Source organism: Caballeronia sp. dw_19 (assembly GCF_018449515.1).
In the GTDB taxonomy this organism is placed as follows: Bacteria; Pseudomonadota; Gammaproteobacteria; order Burkholderiales; family Burkholderiaceae; genus Caballeronia.
In genome coordinates this window covers 99,476-122,620 of record NZ_JAAVUQ010000018.1, presented here as the reverse complement: position 1 = coordinate 122,620, position 23,145 = coordinate 99,476, and the positions used below count along the sequence as shown (strand labels likewise).

Below are 23,145 nucleotides of genomic sequence, written 5' to 3'. Positions count from 1 at the left end.
AACCGGTAGATTCGCCGCGTGTTCACGCCATATGGCTTGCGCTTAGTCGACATGGTTCGAGGCGTCCAGCGGATCGCGTCGGGTTTGAGGTTGGGGGTCAAGCAGGCGCGGCATGCAGTCAGTTGTCCCGGCGCCGCGGCTGGGTTGTGACGTGGAGGCCAGGAAAATCCAGGACGCAACCGTATCAACGCGGCGCATGCACATGGGATTGCCCGAAGTAATTACTTTGATAAGCGACTCCTGAGCGGAGTTACGCCAAGCTGCGCACAGGCCCAGATCCCTGACGAAACTGACGCCCTTGGAGGTTGCAGATGGACGCTTCTCCGACTAACCAAGAGGATTTTTCAGAAAGAGTCGTCTGAACACTGAAGCGTTCGCCAGTAAATCAGACACCGAGCCAGTTTAAGGCCCCCTTCGTGGATATCGGCCCGACGCTCAAACCGAGTGTGAAGACGGCGCAAGCCATGAAGCCATGCATTGGTGCGCTCGACGATCCGGCGGACTTTGCCAAGACCGCTTCCGTGAGATTCGCCTCGTCGGGCAATCGATGTGGGGATGCCGTCAACGTGCAGAGGGCGGCGATATTTGTCGTGGTTGTAAGCGGGCTCGGCAAGGCTTCGAACCGGCTTACGAAGAGGTCGACCACGCAAACCGCGAATCGGCGGGATAGGGTCGATCAGCGGAAGAAGTCGAGTGGCATCGTCTCGGTTGGCGCCGGTCAGGATGACCGCGATCAGCCTGCCGTTGGTGTCGCTCGCAACGTGATGCTTGGAACCGGGTCGTTCACGATCGGTGGGATTCGGGCCAGTTTTTCGCCCCCCCTCGAGCAGAAGTGATCTGAATGAAATTTTCAAACGTTAGCGATACTGACAATTGTGCGCTGTGCCGCATCCATCATCGCCGAGAGGAAGTCGATGAACTGACCCAGATGCAACTGCGCGCGCTGATATTTTCTCGGCGGACTCGAACTCGTTAGCAATGCAGTTACATGTTCAACGCAAACGTCATCTGACGGGTGTATCTCCCGCGGACCCGGAAGGGCGTTGTCGGAAAGGAACTCGGCGCACTTCCTCTGGTAGCAAAATAGCAATGTGGGAATGTCGTAGACATAGCTGACAATCGCGCCGTGTAGTTTAGACGTCACAACGCACGATGCTGATGCGATCAGGTCGATAACTTCCGTTATCGAATCGCCATATTTGAAGCGATCGATGGAGACGTTCAACGGGGCGAAGATCCGTGCTATGTCCCCCGTGACTGCTATGCTTTCATCGTCGAGCGAAGCGAATATTATTTCATCCACGAGACTCCTACTGTCAACTTCGGCAAGGATTGCGAGCACTGTGTCTGTGTATTCACGCAGGTGAACGGAGACGACAAGGGTGCGCTTTCTGTCCGTCGTACGTTTTGGGGTGTAAATGGCAGGCAATGAAAACGCCAGATCTCCCAGGTTCGAAGGGGGGACGTTTTTCGTCTCCGCCACCGCACTGATTGATGCTTCGTCACGAACCGCTATATGAGGGATTCGTTGGATGATCTCCAAGAACGCCTGACGGCGTTCGGCGGTCCTGAACGGCCCGATAGAGACGCCCACTGCGGCGACTGGCTTGTTTAGCCGAGCGCCAGAAAAAACGATTAGCTTTGCGAAACCTACGGATGCGTCGGCACCGAACAACGAACCGCCCCCGAATACCACTGCATGTGAGCGCATCAATGCCGACAGGTATGTCAGCGTTCGAACCGCCGCTCCCAAAATGCTAGGACGGGTCCATAATCTGTGGGCGATGGGAAGATTGAACCGATTGGTCAACTCCTTCTGAGGGGACGCGCCAACGATTAGCGGACGTACGCCGGGTATTCGCGCACAGATCTCCTGAAGGAGATATCCGAAAAGATCGTCGCCAAAATTGTGGCGACCATAGAAGCCAAAAAATGCTATGCGCTTGCTGCGTCGATCAGGGATAGGAACCGCCCGTTCACCAGGCCCAACTGTCGGTGCACAAATAATGGGGTTGCTTACGATCGGCCGGTTGGCATCGAGTCTGCTCATTTCGTTACCTCGTGTTGGTAAGCCGCGGAAGCCGCCAGTAGATGACTCGAGTGCGCTGGCGTAAGTAGATGTCGATATAGGCCGACATATGAACGGAATAGTCGTCGGTCGGAAAATTGTTTGAGGGCATGGGCTTTAGCGGCTGCCCCCATTCGGCACCGTAGTTCAGCGTCGTTGATCAGTTGGAGCGTGTAGTGCGCCAACTCCTCGTCGTCGTTCGCCAGAAATCCCGTCACACCATGAACGATCACGTCGCGGTTGCCGACAATCCGGCTGGCGACGGCAGGAAGGCCTGCAGCTTGAGCCTCAATAAGCGCTATTGGCATACCCTCCCAAAGAGAAGGGAGTACGAAGACATCGCACTGCGCCAATCGTCGCCGAAGGTCGGAAGCCGGAATCCAGCCCGTCACATTCACGGTTTCCCGGTCGATCCAGCGGTCAATCGCTTCCGCTGGGCCGTCCCCAAACCATACAAACGTCACGTTTGACGAAGCGGAAATATCTCGCGCCAGCGAAGTGAAGCGCCATGGAGCTTTCTGATATGTAACCCGGGCAGATGTGCAAATGGTTACGGATCCCGCTGTCCGCTGTTCCGACCCAAGATCAAAATTGGCGACGTCCACGGCGTTTTCGACAAGGCTCGTGCGCTCCGCACGCGCGAGTAACATTCGGGCATAACGCAGTTCGCTCTTTGAGCATGCGACGATATGTCCACCGATCGCGTGCAACATACGTTCGACCTGGAGGAAGAACTTCGCCTTTCTCGGCGATATATCTTCTTTCAGAAATGCGAAGCCATGCGGAGAATAGATGGTTCTCCGAGCCATACCGAGCATGCGTGCGGCGACGCGACCCAGAGCGGCGGCCTTCGACGAATGCAAATGGATAATGTCCGGACGCTCATAGATGAAAGCAAGCGCGATCCGAACCGCAGAGACAACGTCGTGCGATCCGATCGATGTCCGCATGCCGATCACTTTTCGGCGCACCCGCTTATCGAAAACCTCGTCGAGTTTCGCAGGGGATGGTGTGTCGTGCCGTATCGAATGCAGCAACACTACGTCGTCGCCCGCGGCGGCCTGTCTATTGGCTAACAGAGCAACGCAATGCAGCACCCCGCCTCCCAGTGCTTCCGTTACGTGTACGATTTTCTGTCGCATGATCACTCACCCTAAGCCTTGGATTGCTGGAGCCGCCTGATAAGGCAAGAACGGAGACTGCCCGAGCCCTTCTTCATCGCTCATGTTGTGGATTCGTCCCGCGAGCGCGATCAGTCCGATGATGAACAGCCACGTCGCCAGATTCGCTTTCATACGTCCAGTCGGTGGCGAGAACTGCCGCCAGAGCACGACCAGCATCAGGTTCACGAGGATCAGCTGAAAGCGGATGCCCGCATAGGTCACCTGCGTCATGCCATAAAGGACTGCCGCCAGCACCGCACAGATCAGCCAGCCGACGGGTGGGATCGCGAACTGCCTTCGGTACGCGATCATCACGCCCAGCATCAGCATCTGGATTCCCAGGAAGAGCAATCCGGACGAGGCATTTGGGGCCGATATTCCCGTGTAGAGACTGGTCTTGTCCGCAAAGTAGTCGGGCATCAACAGCGAGCCACCGATCACGGCAATCGTCACACCGACAAACATCAACGTGTGCCCGCGCCGGGTCGTTGCGATGAACAGCACGAACAGGAGCGCTGAGGAGAAATGCACGCAGGTGCCAATAACCGCGTAAGCGAGGTATCGAAGGGGCTTCTGCTGTGGCGACACCCGGGTCGCGAGTAGAAAAATCGACGATGCGAGACCGAATCGCATCACGTTCATGGTCAGCTCGTAGAACATGCCAGGCATGAGTACCAGTCCCCCGAACCAGATGCCGAAGCGGCTGCGGGAAATGGACAGTAGCAACAGCAGCGACGTGGTCATCGAAATGCTGTTGACGACAAACCGCGGGTCGGGATCGATAGCCCAGAGAAACTGGGCATAGGCATTGAACAGCGGTTCGCCGCCATAGCCGTTGCCCTGGCCAAGATCCGTGAATGCCTGGTAATAAGCAGCCGTATCGGTACCGGTATGGCCGCGCAAAACGGCCAGCGCGACCATCGGCAACGCGCACGTGAAAACGACGGCAGGGTTGGTTCCGCCATAGGCGATGCACAGGGCTACGCCGAGGTAAAAGATCAGGAGCGGCACGAGGTAGTAGGTCATAGCGCGTGCCTCGCTGTTTGGTGCCTTGCGGTAGTTGCGGATACTGCGGATACGTTTCTCACGTGAATCTCCGCGACAACACACAACGCCGAAGATATTTGACCGCGCTCAGCAGGGAAAAACTCAGCCATTCAACGTTACTGATCACTCCGCGCCTGCGAAAATGGAGGTAGTTGTTCTGTTCGCCTTTCTGGATTTTCCAGAGTTGCGCGCTAAGGCCGGTTTGCGCACCGAACTGCGCCTTGTAGACATACGAGAGCGACAACGGAAACAGATAGGCGTGCCCCCCATCCACCAGAACGACTTCTAGCAACATGAAGTAGTCTTCTGCATGTCGCTTCGTCTCATCGAAACGGCCGCAAACGTCCGCGCGCATCAGAATGCTGGACGGCGTGAAGCGGTTTGAGAACAGGATGCGTTGTCGCGACATGCGGCTCGGCTCGGTATTAGCCGGCCATGGTTGCGATGTGGGCTGCTTGCCGGGTTCGAGTTGCGCCACGGGGTGGCCGGTGATCGTTACGTCCGGACGGGCACACATCCATCCGTACTGGATCGCCATCTTCGCTGGATGCCAGCTGTCGTCCGAGTCGAGAAACGCGATGTAGCGCAGCGTCGTCGCCGCCCATCCAGCATTGCGCGCTGCGCCAGGTCCAGCATTGCGAGGCTGCAGGAGCACGCGGATCCAGTTGACCGGATACCTCTGCGCCAATTCGCCGAGACGCTCGCGTGTGTCGTCGGTGCTGCAATCGTCAACCAGGATCAACTCTTGTGGGCGGCATGTCTGATGAAATACCGACTGGACGGCACGTTCGATCGTATCGCGACAGTTGAAGCACGGAATGATCACACTCACCGGAATCTGTTCGGGTAGCGACGGCGACGCACCATGGGCGTTACACTGAACGTCAGCCACCGGCACCGCCTTGCGTCGTGTATCGCCCAGGAAGTGGCGGGCGCACAACACGGACAGCGCGGCCCACAGGGCCTCGCCAGCGACCGATGCGACCGCAGCGCCCACGATGCCCGCGGTTATCACGCCAATGACGCCGACAACCACGCTAAATAGCAGAGCAGCCGCGGCGCAACGGTTACGCACGCGAATCAAATCGCCGGTCGTCATCACAGAAGAGGCGCTGACCGTCAGAAATCTGAATGGCGTGCTCAGCGCCATAAGCACGACCACGTTCACCGATTGCTCATATTGCCTGCCAAACACCAGCGGGATCGCATACGGCGCGAGCAGTGCAGCTATCCCGGCCAATATGACGCCCGAGGCGAACATCCATTTGTTGCCCTTCCGGTACGCCCGTTCGAGGCGCTCGTCGCCCGATGCAGCCCAACGATGAAAACGTGGCATCAGGAGCTTTTGGAATAGAACCGTCGGCAACAGATAGAGCGCAGTCAGGATTGTCACAGCGACGCTGTAGGTACCGACGTCCCGCGACGTGCCAAGGTGCGAAACGATCACCAACCCACTTTGTCCGTACGCATAGAAAAGGAGACTGGACACGCCGAAGGGCATGGCGTTACGCCAAAGTTCGCTCATCGACGGCGTCGGCAAATGCGCGCTCGGACCTCGGGACGCGGATTTCGGCCCATGCCCGATCAATTCCGCCGCGCCACGCCGCAACACGGAGACCGACCGCCACGCGCCGAGCGTCACGATTGCGCCGATGCAGCCGAAGCCGAACGCAATGGCCTCGCTGCGTGCCCGGAACTGCCAGCATGCGACAACCAGCATAAGACGCCCGGCGTGCTGCAGTGCCTGCCACATCGCTACCCGACCGAACTTCTCTTCAAGCTGCAGTTTCGCCGATGCTATTTCGATTGCTCCCTGCGTCAGTACCACAGGGAGCATCGAGAGCAGCAGTTGCCGCGTACCCGTATTGGCCGTCCCGATCCATGCCCAGAGAGCGGCAACGACGAGGCACACGAGCGCGCTGCGCGTGATGAAGCGCACTGACACCTCCATCCAGCGCCTTGCCGACCAGCCTTCCGTCCCATATGCTTTCAGCCAGAAGGACGGCACGCCGAAACCCACCGCTGGCGCAATGATCGTCACGACAGCGAGCGCGGTGATGAACCGCCCGTACTCCGATGGCGACAGGGAGCGTGCAAGCAGTGCCTGAACAGCGAACGCCAGCACAGCCGATCCCAGAGCGCTGAGTGACAGCAAGGATGCTGCCCAAGCGTCGCGGTACCGCTGCGTCATTGCACCCCCTCGCCCAGCGCGGAGCGAGCATCTTCGCCGCGCAAGCGCGCGTAGCGATAGCTTCCGTACGACGAGCCATACCTGAAGCGTCCTGCGTGCCGATCGATTCCGTTGAGCACGACGCCTTTAACTTCGACGCCAACCTGCCGCAAGCGACGTGCGCATTCTTCGAGTTCCGCCGGTTTGGTAACGGAAGCGCGCGCGACCAGGAACACGTTGCCAGTCGCATACGGCGCGAGAATCGCCGCGTCTGGCACGGGAAGGAGCGGGGCGCTGTCGACGATTACTACGTCGTAGCACGCGGAGAGCGTCTTGAAGAGGTCGGCCACGCCCGGACTATTCAGATGGTCGGCCGCATTGGGCGGCATCGACCCGCTCGGCAGAAAGTCGAGCGTCGAACGCTCGATCTTCCTGATCGATGCTTCGAGCTCGCTACCGCCGGCGATCACATCAGACATCCCCATAGCCGAGTTGTAACCAAATGCACGGCTCAGTCCGCAGCGCCTCAGGTCACCATCGATCAGCAGGACACGCTTACCCGTCCGGGCGAGGACCGCGGCCACGTTCGACGCGATAAACGATTTCCCGATGTTAGGTGACGGCCCGGTGAACATCACGACATTGTTGCCAGAGTCAGACAGCGAAAACTGCAATGCCGTACGAAGACTGCGTAAACCCTCGATCGCGGGGTCGGCAGGATCGACGAAGGCCAGCGGGCGCCGCGAAGGCGCTTTGCGACGCAGGAGCCCAGACCAGCGGAACCCTCTCTGACGCCCCATCGGCACCACCGAGAACACGGGGAGATCGGTCTGTTCTTCAATCTCATGTGAATCGGAAATCCCACGGAACAGAAGGTCGCGAATGAATGCAACGCCAACTGCGGCAAACATGGCGAGCACTACCACGACAAGGCACAACACGGGCCGCCACAACCGGATCGGCTGGTCTGGCAACAAGGCCTGATCGAGAACGCGGACGTTCCCGATCCGTCCCACCTCCAGAATCTGCAACTGCTCGATGTTGTTCAGCAAACCGACGTATAGGTCGTTGCTGATCTTGACGTCACGCTGGGTCGTCACCACCTGCCGTTGGGTCTCCGGCAAATGATCGATGCGTTGGCTAAACGCAGCCGATTGGAACTGGAGCACCTTGATCTGGTGATCGAGCGCGACCACCGTCGGATTCGTCGGCTCAAAGAGAGTCAGCGCCTCCGCGCGTTTTTGCGTCAGCGTGCCGATCTGGGTCTCATTGTCGGCAGATTGCTGCAGGACTTCGCGGGCCTCACCGTCGAGATCCACCGATCCCAATCTGCTCCGGACCACGGCATAGGCACTCTCCGCCATATCGAGTTTCTGGCGCAAATCCGGTACCTGACTGCGCAGGAACATCAGCGATCGCGCAGCCTGTTCCGCCTTACGTTCCTCGTTCTGGCCGACATAGTGGTGTGCGATATCGTTCAGGATCGACGTGATCAACACCGGATCGCTACCACGCAGCTTGACCTGTAGAACATTGGAGTCCTTGCCTAGCTCACTAATGGAAAGATCACGTTGAAGCTTGTCGATCGTCTCCAGACGCGATTGCCGCGTAAGCCGGAAGCGAGCACCGACTGCCGCGCGAATCGAGCTCACCTGCAAGACGATGGAGCCGTCGTCGGTCATGTAGGTCTCGGTCTTGCCAATCCGGCCAACAACGTCCCGTTCGAGGCCGGCTCCCGAGAGTCTGTAGGTTTCCGCGTCCAGAACCGTCAAGCGGTACTGTTCTCCCTCGAGTCCGACGGGAACGTCGAAGCGCTGGACGCTTGCACGCTCCTCGCCCCACGTGTAGCCACCCATGCCCAAAAATCCCGGTTGCGACAGCCCCTTATTGGATCGCGCGATGGCACGGCCGATGAGTGGGAAACGGGCTGGCTCGGCCTCTATGTATAGGCGCAGGTCGTCGACTGACGAAGCCACGACGAGCCGTGACTGAAGCACCTGCATCTCCGTATCGGCGGACGACTTCACGTCGAGCATCGACGAAAGGTCCTGACCCAGCAGCGACGATGCGGTGGTCGCAGCAGAACCCTCGTCAACCTGGGTGATGATGTTGACCTGATACTGCGGATCCGACAGCAGTACCGCCACGATACCGAGAACGGACACGGTCCCGAAGATCCACACCATCATGCGGCGGTAAAGCATGAAGACATCGAGCATCGCCGCGAGGTTGAACTCTTTTTCGGCGGCTGGTTCGTGCGGAGCGTAAGGCAGCTTCACTGTCCACCTCCACCAATGCAGACCGCCTGGGAACACACGCGGTGAACGGATGGTTCGCCCAGTTTTTTCAACCTCATTACCCAGTAGTCGATGCCCCCTATCAAAGCGTCGCGACATGTACGGAACGCAGAGACAGGCAAGCCCATGGGGTCATCGATATCCACATCGTCGAAGCAGCGTATCGAGAAGATGCGGCCCCGCATCAGGGGATAAATGGATTGCAGGCTTCGTGTTTGTGCCGCCGTCATCGTCAATATGAGTTCCGCGTCGCTCGCGATCTGCCGCGTCAATCGCATGGAACGGTGCGCACGAATGTCGATGCCGATTTCGGAAAGTACCGCGACGGCCTCGGTCGTCGCAGGTTCGCCCGCCTCCGCCGCCAGACCAGCGGAACAGACGTGCAGACCTTCGACGCGCTGCTGAAGCAGTGCCGCAGCCATCGGACTGCGGCAAAGGTTTCCGTGGCAAACCGTTAGAACGTTGTAAATCATCTGGTTTTGCTTTCTTTGTGTTGAGACGTTGCTGACTCGAATGGGTGCTCGGGCACCCAGCGTCATGACGAGCGCCATACCGCCAATTCGTTGATCTCCAACTTCCCGGTCCAACCGATGAAGGTCGTATTGAGGACGGCCTGACTAGCACCGGCCGGAACCACCGCCCGTGCAGTCGGGAGTTCATTCGCTGTGCTTTGCGATTCACTCATTCCCAGCGAAATACCCCCGGCAGCGTAGAACTGGAACGCGAATTTCATCCGGCCCGTAGCGCCCGTCGCTGTCGCCGTACAGGCGGCCATGACGGTATCGCCCGGACTCACCGGGAAAGGTGTTCGCGTGCTTAGGGAGAAGGGCGCGTTGTATTGATCCGGCAAGGTCAACCGCACTGCTTGCCTCGTTTTGGCGATTGCGCTGGTTTTCGCAGCCGTGTCCATAACGACGATTTCGCCAGCAAGGCGCCCAAGTGCCGCTGACGATGTACTCCAATGCGTGAGCGCGCCCACCGGGGTGCCAGGACTGTCCAACGCAAAGAGACTGTCGGCATTGATGACGCTACCCCGCCACAACAGCGCCTGAACCTTCTGAAAGCTCATTGCGTTCAACGATTCGACGGGCACCTCGTCACCGACCAACGGAGTCAACGCACCCTGTTCTGCGGACTCGAAACGCCACTCGATGCCGGACGCGGAGAAATTCGCCGTGCCTGCGACCAATTGACGGGGCGCATTGAGTAGTTCCTTGCGCTTCCAGTGCCTCGGTAGCACGATCGAGTCGCGGAACACGGTTCGAAGATGTTTACCCGCCTCTGCCGCGTTGACCAGCAATCCGTCGATACCCTCTATGTGACAGTGGTTGAACGCCACCGTACCGAAACGCGCCTGTCGACCGAAATGCACTACATCGCCGTTGAAATCGAACGAGCACGCATCGAAGATGAAATCCATACTGTCTGAATCAATATGAAGCGCTCGAGACGATCCCGCAAACGTGCAATCGACGAACGTCATCCGTTCACCGCTGTTCACGCTTCTTCCGCCGGGCGAAGCGACGTAGATGCTGTCTTCACGATTCTGCTCGAACCTTGAAGAGAACCATGCTGCAAGGTATGTATTGATCGGATCGATTCGCAATGCACCGCGCCAACCGCTCACGACGACATTGCGTCCACCGGCATCCCGCACGGCACCCGGGAATCCCGCCTCGCGGTTACCCATGACGACACCCCAGCCTTCGGCCCGGCCGATGCCGGGGCCGAGGATCGAAATCGTGCCACCCGTCCCATCCAGGAAAGGTGACCGGTCACCGGGATATCGCAGATTGGTGGGGGCTAAAGTGGTCTCGTTCCGGCAGGTGATGCCATCCAATCCAACAGGCAATTCCGTGAAGTCCAGCAAGACGCCGCCCACGGAACACAGCTTGACCCATGGCGCAGTTTCAATCGGTTCCGTCAGTACATATCGGCCCGACGCTATGAGCAGAGCTGGAAGATGCGATGTGTCCTGCGTGCGCATGGCAATGCCGCGTATGTAATCAATCGCGCGTTGGAACATGCTCGTGTCGTTGCCCGCGCCTCCTCCTCTTGATGCGAACTCGTGGAGCCACCGGAAGCCTGTCGGAAACGGATCCAATGGCAACGGCTGCTGAGCGATAGCGCACGAGCCGCCTGCAGCGCCGACCAGGCTACCGGCAGCCGCTAGCATCATTGCGGAACGGCGGTTCACGGGGCGCTCCCGGCGGGACCAGTGTCCAGAACGAGTGGTAATTTCGCAATCATTTCGTCACCAATCCCGCAGTCAGACCCGCACTAATTCCGGGAAGCAACAGGCTCAGCACCCGGCTAAAGCGAACAAGGCCATTTCCGTCAACGTAGACAATGTCCTTCGGATGCAGATCGAACTGATTTGCTAAGATCATCGAGACCGGTGAACCCGCATCCAGATGAAAGATACGGGCGTCTTTCCCACGTCCGCGAATCACATAGACCTGCGCAGCGTCGGCGGTATTCGAATTGATGCTTCCCGCCTGCGAAAGCGCGTCGCTCAAGGTGATCTGCCCGGTACGCAACGGAAGCGCTGTTATAGGCTTTGTGACTTCGCCTAAAACAAACACCCCGCTGTCTTCGCGCGCGGGCACGCGAACAAGATCACCTGGTTGAAGCATGACCTTCGATGGATTTAGACCTAGTTGCAGCATCCGCGTGAAGTCGACGCCGTACGAGCGGCCATCGCGAATCAGATTGAGGCGACTCTGGTCAGCTGTTGGACTAAAGCCGCCAGCGTGGCTGATAGCATCGTAAAGAGTAGTCGGTACATCGTTGACTGCCTGAGCACCTGGTGTGCGCACTTCGCCATCGATATAGACCTGTTTCGCACGGAAGGACGCGATTCGCACGGTTAGCTGAGGATCGTGAAACGATTTGCTCAATGCAACCGTGAGCTTGCGCTGAATCTCCTCGGTCTTGAGTCCTTGGACAGATATGTTGCCGACGAAGGGAAAGCGTAGATCGCCGCGGTCGTCGACGACGAACCCGGGAGGCGGATCCGAAACGCGTGAGTTTGCGGGCGGTTGTGTGCCCATCGCGACAGCAAGTTCCGGATGATCCCAAACAGTGATCTGGAGAACGTCTCCGGCGCCCACAGTGTAAGGCGTCGGCGCCGCGAACAGCGCACGAGCCTCGGCATCGCTTGTTTGTGCTGCTTCATTGCTCATCTGCGTCAGGAGCGATATCGTCACTTCGGTGACGGGGACTGGCAGTTGCCCGACAGCGTCGTGCTCGGCGCCACTGGAGACGGGCAAAGCCGATGACTTCTCCATTTTCATCCCCGGTGCAACGACACAGGCAGACAGCACGACAGACGACACAACTACAACCGCGAAACATACCGTCCGAAACACCGTGTTGTTGCCGAATCCCGTAGCAATCACTTTCCCCCTTAACCGCATTACTTTCCCTTTCACATTAAGTTTCAAAGTGGCACCCGATCATCGTCCCGGTATTGCTATCCGGATTTGTTCGGATGCTTGCCTGCCGATGAACCCGCGTAAGATCACCGCGACTACGACCTGAAGATCGAGCGCAAAAGATCGATGACGTAGGTAGTACAGGTCATGTTTAACGCGGGATTCCATCTTTTCAAGTTGATCGGTTTCGGCCCAGTGACCATTGACTTGCACCCAGCCAGTGATTCCCGGATTAATCCGGTAGCGATCCATGCCGCCATCAATCAACATGCGCTATAACTCGTCGTGCTCGATGGCATGAGGACGAGGCCCTACGACAGACTCTCGCTCCTAAAACGTTGAGGAACTGCGCAAGTTCGTCATGGCTTATACGACCCATCAATAAGCCGTACTGTGAGTAAACCCCTTCAACACTGTTGCGGCCACAATTCGCATATCTAACGCGAACGACCAGTGTTGGAGGTAGTAAAGATCGTGCTCGACGCGAGCCACCATCTTCTCGATCTTGTCGGTCTCCCCTCTGAAACCATTGACCTGCGCCCAGCCGGTTATACCGGGCTTCGCGCGATATCGATCGAGGTATCCCTCAATCAACGGTCTATATAACTCGTCGTGCTCAAGGGCGTGCGGGCGCGGCCCCACCACCGACATCTCACCTCGCAGAACATTGAAAAACTGCGGTAGTTCGTCAAGACTCGTGCGGCGCAGAAAACGCCCGACCGCAGTGATGCGCGGGTCATTGCGCGTTGCTTGCTGTACTACGCCATGCGCTTGACCGTGAGGACGCATCGTACGAAACTTGTAGATAGTGAACACTCGCCCATCAAGTCCCTTTCGCTTCTGCCTGAATAGCACGGGGCCTCGCGAAGAAAGCTTGATGGCAATCGCGATAGCAACCAGAACGGGCGATATGACAAGCAGGACAACCGCAGCGAAGAGCCGATCGAATGTCTCTTTCTCTGTCATTGCATCTCGACTCATGGACTGCGCAGACAGGCTGATTGCCGGTGCGCCGAACAGATTCAAGACCCCACCGCGATTGACCGAAAGACCCTGAATGTCAGGGAGGAAGCGAATGTTCACGAGCGTATCGCGGAACAGCTCGATGCATCGAAGCACCAGCCGTTCTTCCGACAAAGGGAAAGCGAGCCACAACTCCCCTATAGCGGTCTCACGCACATGTGCCGCCAGCGCATCCAACTGGTGGAATATGGGCGAGGAAGATCGTGGCGGCTCACTAGTCTCACCTGCTTTCCAGTCTAATCTCGCCGCAATTCGGAACCCAGAGGTCGCATTCTCTTCAATGTCACTCACTATCCGGTGATAGTGAGCCCCACAGCCCACAACAGCGACGGGCCGAACGTCCAGTCCCGCCTGCCTGAAGCAACCCAGCGTGGCGTAAATCGACATCCGCACCGCGACAAAAGCAGCCCCCGTCAGACCTGTCCAATACAACAGCCATGTCATCGGCACAGTTTCCAGCCTGTCCAAACCCAGAATCACCAAAGTTCCCGCAGCCTGCACGACTCCCCATGCGAGCAACAAGCGCATTGCCAACTGGGGCATCGAGCGTGCTCTCCATGATCGATAGATTCCGAATGCGGGAAGCACGTTAGCCGCCAGAGCAAGCGCAATGGCGACGAATACAACGTGTGAAAGCCGATGTGGCATGACGGTCCCGAAGGTCAACCGATCAGCTGCAGCAGCTCCCGCCATGATCAACACGACATCGCATATACGCGCTAGAAATCCCTTCACCCCGTTTCTCCCCTCGAATCGTGCTCGCGTGTCTATGCTCGCTAAGCCGATAGCTGCCAACCAGTGTCAGAGAATCAAATTTCTGATTACGTGCTTTCTGAGCGCAACCAGATCACTGACTCCCGCTCACCCGTGCCTGGTCCTAATCGATGCCTTGATCTACGCCCGACTTTCAACGACGGGAAACGCCGCCCGCAACAGTGCGGATACCTAAGCGTGGGACGATGTGTATTCTTGGGATCCTGATGCTTATAGTGCGTCTTCGGTATAGTCTTGCGCCCGCGCCACCACCGGCAGCATGCGATCTGACAGGGCTTCCGGAAGGACCCGAATCGCCCATCGCCAAACCCAAGGACCTCAAGTACCGATTGATCACTGTTGGCATGCATCATCGCCGCGCACGTGTGACAAGGTCAGTCAAAAACTTGTCGCTGAACGCCATCTCGATGATTTCGGGCATTCAGTTGAGCCACTCGTTTGTGGACGAGCGGCGCACAGGACGACTTTACCGGCACGCCTGCGTCTGGCAAAAAAGACCATGCTTATGTCGGACCAACGCCCCAACCCTCGATTACCCTTTGGCATCGAAAATTGGCTAAAAATCATCTGGAGCGAGCGGTGCTTAAAGAGAATAGTGGCATGCTGCAGGCAATATCAGAATTCAACCGGTCCTATCTGCTGCTTGCGCAACGCGCGTTAAGACAGGGTGATATCAAGGGCGGCCAGTTGCTCGGCGTGTCTGACGAAACCGCCGTTCTGATCAGCCAGTTGACAGAAGCCCAAATCGAAAACCTGTCTAATCGTAGCAATCTCCTTTGCGAGATTCGTCTCTCCGATCCAGCACACCTGATGGCACGGATCTAGCGGAGAAATGATTCCCGAAAGTGACAGTTGGAACGACGGTTCTATAAGCAACCCGCTTGAAATTGGCGGACTGTTGCGTAGCCTTGCCCATCGGCTCGACAACCTGACAGCCGACTATGGAGAACAGCACACCATCACGCGCATCCTCGATGTGGACATTGCCGCGCGGACATTTATATTTGATTCGAATGCTGATCAAATAAAGTTCGAAGTGACACTCAGTGGAGTCCGTTGGATTTTCCACGCGGCACCGCGCGGCATCCGGATGGAATTTTCGGTCGACGGCGTGCAACCTGTCTCCTTCGAAGGGAAGGCGGCCTTCAAGGGAAGGTTTCCATCGGTCCTTCTTTGCAGGCAGAGACGTGAGTATTTCCGGGTCCGGACACCCGTACTGGATCCCTACCTCTGCAGCGGTTCGCTAGCAAACGGCGAGCGCTTCCGTGCAGAGATTGTCGACCTGTCGCTTAGTGGCGTTGCTCTACGCATGATAGATGACCATCTGGGCAACCTTGAGACAGGCAGTATCGTGCGCGGCGCCGAGCTTCATTTCAGCGGCCAAAGTCCTATCTCGCTCGACCTCCAGTTTGTGTCCTATCGCGACCTCGATGGTATTGCCAGAAGCTCACGCTTCATTCTTGGTTTCAAGTTTTTGTCGCTGCCAGGACACACCGAAAATGTGCTGCAACGTCTGATCGCCCGACTGGAGACGGAGCGCCGATTGATGCTGTGACGTGGAGGTATACCCTGCCGTACGTGTCTCGGCGACAATTGCCATGAAAATGGCCGAAGCGTAGTCAAGTGCCGCTCTAAGAGAGCATTCTCTGAAGTTTCGGCGATTCCCCGGACAACCGAAACGTTTAAGCTGACACATGCTGTCGGCTTTTTTCCTGCTTGCACGAAAAACACGTCGCGTGGTGAAGTCAACTCACTGCTAAAACAAATCGACTGCGGCGCGCTCCGATTAAATAATAATTTGCAAACCTAATTTTTTTGATCCTCTGCGGATGATGGTTTAGCAAAACTCGTTACTTGCGCATGTGTCGGTCTTGCACGCGATAAAACGTTGCTTGCCGAAAAAATCATCGCCCCGTCCCACACGAACTATTGGATGCCACCGGCAGTGCGCCTTCCCAAGGATATGCTCAAAAGCGTCAAAATCTTGCCTTCTTATGTAAGGACCTTTCGCCGCATTCATTGATCGCTTAAAGTTTCCTTGCTCGCCTCTCAGTCGAGCGATATAACCTCGGTTTCCTACTCGCCTGCTACCGGGCGAGTAGGTTTTTTTTGGACCTTCTTCGCATCCACCTCGCTGCGCTTTTAGGACCATCCGCATTGGCGAAAGACGTCAAGGTTATGTCGGATCGAATCAATTACCTTCTCTTACAGTTCTACATCGACGGTCGGCCATAGGCGGCGCGAAAACAAGCAGCGAAAATGCAAACTACTGCAAACGCTGTGCGCAGTCTCATAGGCCATGCGATCTTATCTAATCGTTACTTTCCGCGCGAGAGGTGCTTCCCTTCTGGCACATCTGATGACACTCCTTTGGCTGATGACGACTTCTGGAGGATGGTGAAGCCAAACTGCCTTGCAGCACCAACCAATTGAACGCTGCCTGTTTTTACCGTCAGTGAAAGCAGTGCATCGCTCGCTGGAATCGCGTGAACCAATCCGCTCACTCCCTCCCATAATTGTTCAATATAACTAAATAATGATCAAATCGATGCACGGCTTCGATGTTGGATTACATGCATAAAAAAAAACGATGCGATCAGCATAGCCTCGTTCGGGAGGCACATCTCCTTGGAGTCGTACTTGCATTTTCCACGTCGGCGTATGCGGCTGATCCGACGCTTTCGTCGCTGGGCCAGTCAGGGGGGTTGACGATCCCGTCGGCTTTCGTTCTGCCGCAAGGCACTTTCGAGGCACAGGGCAATGACTATATTGATCCCCGGTACGGGAAGGCCGCGACCGGCTCGCAGGTGTACTGGGCTGGCATCGGGCTTTTTCCGTATGTGGAAGTATCCGGCGGCCTGGCGAACTACCCAGCGGACACCCACGTCCAATTCGCCGACGAGGAGCATTTTGTTTTTCGTCACTTGATGGCGAACGCGAAAGTCCAAATACCGATTTTTTTCAGGTATCAACCAAGCATTGCATTTGGCATCACCGACATCGGGGGCCAAACCCATTACTTTCGTTCAAAGTATGGCGTGGTATCACAGACTTTCGGTCCGCTCGCACTGACTGCCGGCTACGGCCAGGGTGATCGGCTAAGCGGCGCCTTCGGGGGGGCAGAGGTATCGCTTTGGAACACCGGTTTGTCGGTACTAGCGGAAGACGATTCTAAAACGCCTTACGCCGGCCTGCGCTATCGCTCGCCCTCAATCCCCTGGCTGGCAAATGCAAGCGTGATCGGGACGCTGGTTCGTTCGTTGAAGGCCACAAATGGCGTTGCGCCAAGAACCTCCTTTGCAGTTGCGGTGCAAATCCCATTCGGTCAGCGATTCACGGCTACAAATTGTACCGGCGACCTATGCGAGAACGCGCCGCCCCCGATAGCTGAAGTGCCCACGCCCATCGACACTGCGCCGTCGGCGTTCAACAGTGTGTCGCTGTCGAATGCATGGGTAGACCACCCGCCTGATTTCAAGAGCGCATCGGTTGCATACGCGTCCACAACGCGCCCATCGATGGCGAGCCTTGACGACAACACCACGTCCACCACCTCGTTCGCGCGCACACTTTCCGTTGCGCCAGACCCCGCGGTGCTGGACGAAATTGTCCAGCGTCTTACATCGGCTGGACTCGAACGGGTGCGTGCCGGCATGGTGGGCGACGACCTGATCGTTGAATATGAAAATCATCGATATAACCAGAACGAAGCGGATGCGCTGGGCGTTGTATTCGGCGTGGCAACGGCCGAGGCTCCTGCGAGCGTTGGATATCTGCGCGTGGTGATCAAGAAAGCGAATCAACCGGTCGGCGAAGTTAGCGTCTCACGGGCCGCTTACGCAGAATTTTTAAAGAACGGCGCGCAAGCGGCGGTCAACACCTCCCTGACGATGCGCACGCGTCCGACCTATGATTCAGACCAGGTGGCCTGGCATGGCGACGAGCACAAGCATGGGCTCGTCCGCGTTCGTGTTCAGCCAATTACGAACTATCTGTTTGGTACGGAATACGGCAATTTCGATTATTCGGTGGGTGCGAGTTTTGAGACCTTCGTTCCGCTCTGGCGCGGGGCTGAGTTTTATACAAACACAATTGCGCCGCTATTCAACAGCCAAAACCTCAACAACGGCCGCGTCTTTAGTCAATACCGATTGCGCGGTGGCCTGACCACGGCAGCGCTTGCTCAAAGCTTCTGGATCGCGCCGCAGATATTCAACGTCACGGCAATAGGCAAGTTCGAACACGACTATCTCGGCGTCGAGAACGAGACGACAGCATTCGTGCCGGGCAGACCGGACCTGATCCGGTTACAGCTCGCTTACCTGCATGGCGAACCTGCGCACGATACGTTGTCGGATGTGAAGAACGCCGTGCTGACTTATCGATGGGTTCAACCATCGTGGAACCTGTGGATCGAAGCAGGCGCCGCGCGATATGTCGGCGGCGACAAGGGACCGTTGCTCACCGTGACCCGCTGGTTCGACGATGTGTCGGTAAGCATCCACGGCGAGCATAGCGGCCACGGCAGCTTTGTCGGTGCAGGAATCAGCTTCCCACTTACGCCACGTGAGGGCATGAAGCCGGGCCTCGTGCAGCTCTCCGGCGCGACGCAGTTCGCGCAAGATTTCCGCACACGGGTCGGTTCAACCAACTACATAGCGGGCAACGCGGATCAAACCCTCGCATTCGACTACAGCACGCAGCTGGATCTGCTGAACAGCGGGAGATTCAGCGCCGGATATTTCGCGACACAGCTATATCGGATGCGCGACGCGTACTTCCGATATGTGGTCCCGGGCTCCACTCCCCCATCGGCACAGACAAGCCCATGAAAATCGCGTATCGACCGTCCCTGCGCGGCGGGCAATTGCCGGGTAAGTGCAAGTACAGGACAGGCCGTGAAGCCTGGTGATTGAGACTAATTTTTTGGGGAAAACCATGAATCGCTTTAACACGCCGGTATTGCGTTGCTTGCAGTTTGGATCGATCGCTCTCGCCACCAGTACGCTATTTGCTTGCGGTGGCGGCGGCAGCGGCAGCTCCCCCAACGGCACAATCAACGGCACCGTTGCTATTGGCGCGCCCATGCAAAACGGCGCAATAACATTCGTTTGCAAGAATGGTTCGGCCAATACCACCACTGATGCAAACGGCGCATTTTCTGTGACGTTCAAATTCGATGGTCCTTGCACGATCACCGCGAGCGGCGGTGCGACGACGCTGCACTCCTTCGCCCCGGGCGCCGGGACGGTAAATATCACGTCGCTGACCGAGTTGCTGTTGAGTTATCTGGCCGGCCAGCTGGGCACGACTGTTGATAACTTGCTTGCCGTTCTTCCGACTAATTCGACCTATCAAAGCGCTCTCTCAAATAGTTCGACGATCGCCAACGCGGAAACGGCAGTTGCGAAGATTGTTAAGGATACCTATGGCATCACGTTGTCGTCGTCGGCATTCCTGACAACGGCATTCACGGTCGGCCAAGGCCAGGATAAGGATCTTGATCAGTTGACGGCGGCTGGTGCGATCAACGTCACTGGCGAGCCAGTAGCAACATTGACTGCGGCGGTGACGGCAGCAGGTACCGCTGCGGGTGGCGGGTCTTCAGGTGGCACACCGGGCGGAGGTGCCACGGGTGGTACCGGCGGCACGGGTACCACCACGCAGTAAGGTCGGAATGCGGAACGTCCGGGTCTGCGCCGTATTGTGGCTGGGTACCAAACCGGTACTATGGCGCTGACCCGATCTGCCAGGATGTGCGTCGCGCCGAAACTACACATCTACGATATCGATCCTGGATACGTCGTTACATCATTGTGCGGAAGGAACCGGCTTGCGGATTTTCTTGCGAATGTCGTTGCTGCGTGATGAGTCGCCCCCGAACTCCCACGGCGGTTCGAGCACGTAACGAACCCCGGAACGAAACGCTTGACCGGGCATACCATCGCCGCATGTCAGCTCAGTCCACGCGTGGGCATGATCTTGACCAGGCGCGCAAGCCTCGCTTGCGGCATAAATACCAACCTATGCATAGGCGACCATGCCCCGGTCGAAGTGTTTCCATTGACTCATCGCGGGCTCGCTTTCGTCGAAACCAAAGCGGAATCGCGTCAACTAACTTGCTAACTGCTAGTGCACACGAGATAACACATCGGGCATCTAAGAGAGAAGCCGCGCGCCAACCCCTTCCCGATACCCGCCATTAGAACCGTGTCGCAGCCTGGACAAACAGGGACACCGACATTGCTGGCGGCACTCCGACTGACCGGCGCGACATCTGCTGGTTCGGTCATTGTTTTTTGTCGATTGGCGGTCCAGGCGATCTTGGATTTGATTCGGTTCATCGGAACTCAGTCACATGAAAAGAGGAAGTCGAAAGCCCGGCAGCAGTTGCTAATCCTGACAGATACGGGATGTCCTCAAAAAACGAAACCTTGCCGAAATCCGACCTTTTCATGCTCATAGGGCGCGCCGGCGAAACCGAACACGCGTTGCCAGCCGAGCTGACAGAGAGAATCGAAACGTTGATTGCGGCCCGCACCCCGCAAACACGCGCATGCGGGGTGATCACCGCTTGGGGGATCGCTTGTCATTGAGCGGTGCCGAGCGCTGCTTTGGAATTTTGTGCACGTCGAGACCAGCGTTATTCATTACCGTGCAGTCACGAACAGCCGTGGCACGACGCCGCGCGTATTGGACTGTCCGAAGGCGAATAACGCACCAAGGTTCGGTACTGGGGGACGGGAAATTACCGTCGACTCGAAATACTTGAGCTAGCCGCCCGGGGTTTGTAAAAATTGCATGGACGATTCCGACAAACGGCAAAAAAGTTGTTATGCACACATCCGTGTCGAATTAGCGGATTACGAGAGATGAGGAAAAATTGGGAAACTCCGGAATATTGGCGGCAGAAAATTCCGTGTTTTGGGCATTGGCGCCATCAATCTGGATAATCCCTTTGTCCAGACGAACTACTGAAGAACGACTGAAGTCTGTGAAAGGCCCATTATTTGGGCTCGGCGCCGGCTCTCTGGCCGACTGAATTTCGCATTCCGCAGCCATTTCGGCTTTTCCGGTTTGGAAAGCTTCAATAATTATTGGCGCGGCGTACAATTGATTCGCCATAATTCCAAAAGCGCATAGCGCCGCAGCGACTGTTTGTTACGGACGCGCTCATGGACTTAGAGAAGTCTTGTCACAACAATGCAATGCGACGCGGCTCGGCGCTCTGGTTTTATTCTCACTCGTTAGCTCTAAATTTTGGATACGCTCATGGCAACCGGTACGGTCAAATGGTTCAACGATGCAAAAGGCTTCGGCTTCATCACACCCGATGACGGCGGCGAAGATCTGTTCGCACACTTTTCGGAAATCAAGGCAGAAGGCTTCAAAAGCCTTCAAGAAAACCAGAAGGTAACGTTTGAAGTAAAGCAGGGTCCCAAGGGCAAGCAGGCATCGAACATCGTGCCAGCCTGAGCTTGATCCGGCCGTCACGACGGCTGGTTTTCAACCGTTACGCGGATGAAAACGGGGTGCGGCCATCTTTGGCCGCACCCCGTAGTAACTTTTTTGCGCGCCAGCACGCGGTAGCGTGTCAGCCGCGATCGAGGCCCGAAGACCCCGGTCTCCCTTCTGTTCGTTCTATCGGCCTATCTGCCAGTCCTGGCAAATGCGTCGTCCTGCACCACCGGTTTCTCTCCATGCACCGCGCCTTGTTTGAAGGCGGGCACGGCTGCATCCGCGGTGGAATGCGACAGACTGAATCGCTCCTCGGGCGCGGTCCCGTTCAAATGGTAATTACCAACCGCAGCCTCACGCTGGATCGCCGGATTGTGCGAAGCAATCACGCGCGCATTGCGCCAGTGGCGATCTAGCCGGCGTGCCTCGCTCGTCGCTGACGCCCCGCCCACTTCGAATAACAGCGTGGCTGCCTCGAGCACTTGCTCAAGCACGATCTGCTGGGCCTGGTAAGCCTGGATATCGACGGCAATGTAGTCCGCTGTCGTTGCCACCCCCGCGTTGCGCGCCCGATGCACCCGGTCGAGCGCCGCAGCTACCGACTCAACCAGCGCTTCAGCCGAATACGCGAGACTCGCGAGGCGTCCCACTACGCGATGCACCAGCGGATTGTCGCGCGGGCTCGACTGCCCCGCTACACCAAACGTGCGGGTACGGCCCTGAACGAAGGCCACGCCATCGCGCAATACCGCGCGTGCAATACCCGCGAGCGTCGCCAGGTGCACGGTCTGGTAGAAAGCGGTCAGCAAGGAATTACGGCGGGGCTCTGACGCCTTGTAGCGCGACAGGATCTGATCGACCGGAACGCGTACGTTATCGAAACGTGTTGTACCGCTGGCGGTCAGACGCTGGCCGAAACCGTCCCAGTCATCGGTGCGCGCAACACCTGGTGCATCGCTTCGAACCAGCACGTGGAGATCGGTCTGCGCATCGTGCGCGGCTACGTTGATCCATTCCGAATAGAGCGTACCCGTGCTGTAGTACTTCTCGCCGTTTAGCAGAACAAAGCCCGCATCCGCGTCGGATGTGACGGTCACGCTGTTGTGCGTGGAGCCGGTGCGCTCCGACGTAGCCGCTCCGATAGTCTCGCCTTTCGCGATACGACCTAGCCAGCGCTCGCGTGTTGCGTCATCGCCGGTTTCCAGTTGCTGCTCGATGAAACCCGAGTGCGCGCGAATGATCTGCGGCAGGTTCGAATCGGCTTCGCCCAAACGCGTCAGAAGACGAAAATACTGCGGTAGAGAAACGCCGCTGCCACCATATTCGCGTGGTACCCGCAAGGCGGTAAAGCCGCTGTCTTTCAAACTCTGGACGGCATCGCGAGCGAGTTCACGGCCTTGCTCGCGTTCTATGGTGCCTTTACCGATCTGCTCGAATATCTCCGCGAAACGCGCGTAAAACGCAGCGTCCGCCGGTGCTGACGTCGTCATTCACTTCTCCACAATTTGAACAGGTGCGAACTGATGAGGATAAGTGTCACGCCAAGCTGCCGGCAACGAACGATAGGTGCTAACCATATGTAGATGTCGGGTTTTGTGGGCGTCGCCCGGGGGGGTTAGGGTTTGTGGGTGGGTCGATGTCGGGGTGCTGGGTTTCCGGGGTTGGCGGTCGGGGTTAGTGCCGGGGGGGGGTTCTGGGGTTAGTGGTC

Annotated in this window: 16 protein-coding genes and 2 pseudogenes; 5 read left to right on the top strand and 13 right to left on the bottom strand. The window is 57.4% G+C overall.

Annotated elements, in window-relative coordinates:
- Window positions 1–344 precede the first annotated feature (344 nt).
- The 11 genes and pseudogenes from HB376_RS23150 to HB376_RS23100 all read right to left on the bottom strand — a co-directional run.
- Window positions 345–818: pseudogene (locus HB376_RS23150) on the bottom strand (transposase); the annotation flags it as partial.
- 32 nt (window positions 819–850) lie between these two features.
- The gene (locus HB376_RS23145; protein WP_213765992.1) at window positions 851–2,050 is read right to left on the bottom strand and encodes a polysaccharide pyruvyl transferase family protein; all 1,200 of its coding nucleotides are present in this window, start codon (window positions 2,048–2,050) and stop codon (window positions 851–853) included.
- Window positions 2,047–3,210 (bottom strand): glycosyltransferase, encoded by a 1,164-nt coding sequence (locus HB376_RS23140; RefSeq protein WP_213765991.1) that lies wholly within the window; start codon window positions 3,208–3,210, stop codon window positions 2,047–2,049. The genes HB376_RS23145 and HB376_RS23140 overlap by 4 nt, the downstream gene beginning before the upstream one ends.
- Window positions 3,211–3,216: 6 nt before the next feature.
- On the bottom strand, window positions 3,217–4,257 hold the full coding sequence (locus HB376_RS23135; RefSeq protein WP_213765990.1) for an EpsG family protein: 1,041 nt from the start codon (window positions 4,255–4,257) through the stop codon (window positions 3,217–3,219).
- 58 nt (window positions 4,258–4,315) lie between these two features.
- Window positions 4,316–6,469 carry a glycosyltransferase gene (locus HB376_RS23130; protein ID WP_213765989.1) on the bottom strand — a complete coding sequence of 718 codons (2,154 nt, stop codon included), beginning with the start codon at window positions 6,467–6,469 and terminating at the stop codon, window positions 4,316–4,318.
- Window positions 6,466–8,727 (bottom strand): polysaccharide biosynthesis tyrosine autokinase, encoded by a 2,262-nt coding sequence (locus tag HB376_RS23125; protein ID WP_213765988.1) that lies wholly within the window; start codon window positions 8,725–8,727, stop codon window positions 6,466–6,468. The genes HB376_RS23130 and HB376_RS23125 overlap by 4 nt, the downstream gene beginning before the upstream one ends.
- Window positions 8,724–9,296: a low molecular weight phosphotyrosine protein phosphatase gene (locus HB376_RS23120; RefSeq protein WP_213765987.1), complete on the bottom strand. Its 573-nt coding sequence runs from the start codon at window positions 9,294–9,296 to the stop codon at window positions 8,724–8,726. Before HB376_RS23120 ends, HB376_RS23125 begins: the two co-directional genes overlap by 4 nt.
- The gene (locus HB376_RS23115; RefSeq protein ID WP_213765986.1) at window positions 9,281–10,942 is read right to left on the bottom strand and encodes a hypothetical protein; all 1,662 of its coding nucleotides are present in this window, start codon (window positions 10,940–10,942) and stop codon (window positions 9,281–9,283) included. Before HB376_RS23115 ends, HB376_RS23120 begins: the two co-directional genes overlap by 16 nt.
- A 49-nt stretch (window positions 10,943–10,991) precedes the next feature.
- A complete protein-coding gene (locus HB376_RS23110; protein WP_255631511.1) occupies window positions 10,992–12,191 on the bottom strand; it encodes a polysaccharide biosynthesis/export family protein in 1,200 nt (399 codons plus the stop codon).
- A 12-nt stretch (window positions 12,192–12,203) separates the two neighbouring features.
- Window positions 12,204–12,531, bottom strand: a pseudogene (locus tag HB376_RS23105) (sugar transferase); the annotation flags it as partial.
- Between the two features lie 29 nt (window positions 12,532–12,560).
- Window positions 12,561–13,976, bottom strand: a complete 1,416-nt coding sequence (locus HB376_RS23100; RefSeq protein WP_213766033.1) for an undecaprenyl-phosphate glucose phosphotransferase — start codon at window positions 13,974–13,976, stop codon at window positions 12,561–12,563.
- Window positions 13,977–14,417: 441 nt separating this feature from the next.
- Between HB376_RS23100 and HB376_RS41170 the strand changes: the two genes are divergently transcribed.
- The 4 genes from HB376_RS41170 (at window position 14,418) to HB376_RS23080 (ending at window position 19,649) form a co-directional block, all read left to right on the top strand.
- The gene (locus HB376_RS41170) at window positions 14,418–14,804 is read left to right on the top strand and encodes a flagellar transcriptional regulator FlhD (protein ID WP_255631509.1); all 387 of its coding nucleotides are present in this window, start codon (window positions 14,418–14,420) and stop codon (window positions 14,802–14,804) included.
- Between the two features lie 7 nt (window positions 14,805–14,811).
- A complete protein-coding gene (locus HB376_RS23090; RefSeq protein ID WP_213765985.1) occupies window positions 14,812–15,534 on the top strand; it encodes a flagellar brake protein in 723 nt (240 codons plus the stop codon).
- A 1,018-nt stretch (window positions 15,535–16,552) separates the two neighbouring features.
- Window positions 16,553–18,811 (top strand): YjbH domain-containing protein, encoded by a 2,259-nt coding sequence (locus tag HB376_RS23085; protein ID WP_213765984.1) that lies wholly within the window; start codon window positions 16,553–16,555, stop codon window positions 18,809–18,811.
- A 106-nt stretch (window positions 18,812–18,917) separates the two neighbouring features.
- A complete protein-coding gene (locus HB376_RS23080) occupies window positions 18,918–19,649 on the top strand; it encodes a carboxypeptidase regulatory-like domain-containing protein (protein WP_213765983.1) in 732 nt (243 codons plus the stop codon).
- Window positions 19,650–20,834: 1,185 nt separating this feature from the next.
- Here HB376_RS23080 and HB376_RS23075 read toward each other — a convergent pair.
- On the bottom strand, window positions 20,835–21,104 hold the full coding sequence (locus HB376_RS23075) for a hypothetical protein (RefSeq protein WP_213765982.1): 270 nt from the start codon (window positions 21,102–21,104) through the stop codon (window positions 20,835–20,837).
- A 147-nt stretch (window positions 21,105–21,251) separates the two neighbouring features.
- On the opposite strand from HB376_RS23075, the gene HB376_RS23070 reads away from it, so the two are divergent.
- Complete coding sequence (locus tag HB376_RS23070) at window positions 21,252–21,455, top strand: cold-shock protein (protein ID WP_031356584.1); 204 nt, start codon at window positions 21,252–21,254, stop codon at window positions 21,453–21,455.
- A 173-nt stretch (window positions 21,456–21,628) separates the two neighbouring features.
- Here HB376_RS23070 and HB376_RS23065 read toward each other — a convergent pair whose 3' ends face one another.
- Window positions 21,629–22,927: an acyl-CoA dehydrogenase family protein gene (locus tag HB376_RS23065; protein WP_213765981.1), complete on the bottom strand. Its 1,299-nt coding sequence runs from the start codon at window positions 22,925–22,927 to the stop codon at window positions 21,629–21,631.
- Between the last annotated feature and the right edge of the window lie 218 nt (window positions 22,928–23,145).

What these genes read in the sequence shown, in the direction of transcription:
- HB376_RS23085 (WP_213765984.1), top strand. Translation starts at nt 16,553, where the DNA reads ATGCATAAAAAAAAACGATGCGATCAGCATAGCCTCGTTCGGGAGGCA.
- HB376_RS23070 (WP_031356584.1), top strand. Translation starts at nt 21,252, where the DNA reads ATGGCAACCGGTACGGTCAAATGGTTCAACGATGCAAAAGGCTTCGGC.
- HB376_RS23145 (WP_213765992.1), bottom strand. Translation starts at nt 2,050, where the DNA reads ATGAGCAGACTCGATGCCAACCGGCCGATCGTAAGCAACCCCATTATT.
- HB376_RS23080 (WP_213765983.1), top strand. Translation starts at nt 18,918, where the DNA reads ATGAATCGCTTTAACACGCCGGTATTGCGTTGCTTGCAGTTTGGATCG.
- HB376_RS23090 (WP_213765985.1), top strand. Translation starts at nt 14,812, where the DNA reads ATGATTCCCGAAAGTGACAGTTGGAACGACGGTTCTATAAGCAACCCG.
- HB376_RS23140 (WP_213765991.1), bottom strand. Translation starts at nt 3,210, where the DNA reads ATGCGACAGAAAATCGTACACGTAACGGAAGCACTGGGAGGCGGGGTG.
- HB376_RS23120 (WP_213765987.1), bottom strand. Translation starts at nt 9,296, where the DNA reads ATGGCGCTCGTCATGACGCTGGGTGCCCGAGCACCCATTCGAGTCAGC.
- HB376_RS23075 (WP_213765982.1), bottom strand. Translation starts at nt 21,104, where the DNA reads ATGGCGAATCAATTGTACGCCGCGCCAATAATTATTGAAGCTTTCCAA.
- HB376_RS23065 (WP_213765981.1), bottom strand. Translation starts at nt 22,927, where the DNA reads ATGACGACGTCAGCACCGGCGGACGCTGCGTTTTACGCGCGTTTCGCG.
- HB376_RS23130 (WP_213765989.1), bottom strand. Translation starts at nt 6,469, where the DNA reads ATGACGCAGCGGTACCGCGACGCTTGGGCAGCATCCTTGCTGTCACTC.
- HB376_RS23135 (WP_213765990.1), bottom strand. Translation starts at nt 4,257, where the DNA reads ATGACCTACTACCTCGTGCCGCTCCTGATCTTTTACCTCGGCGTAGCC.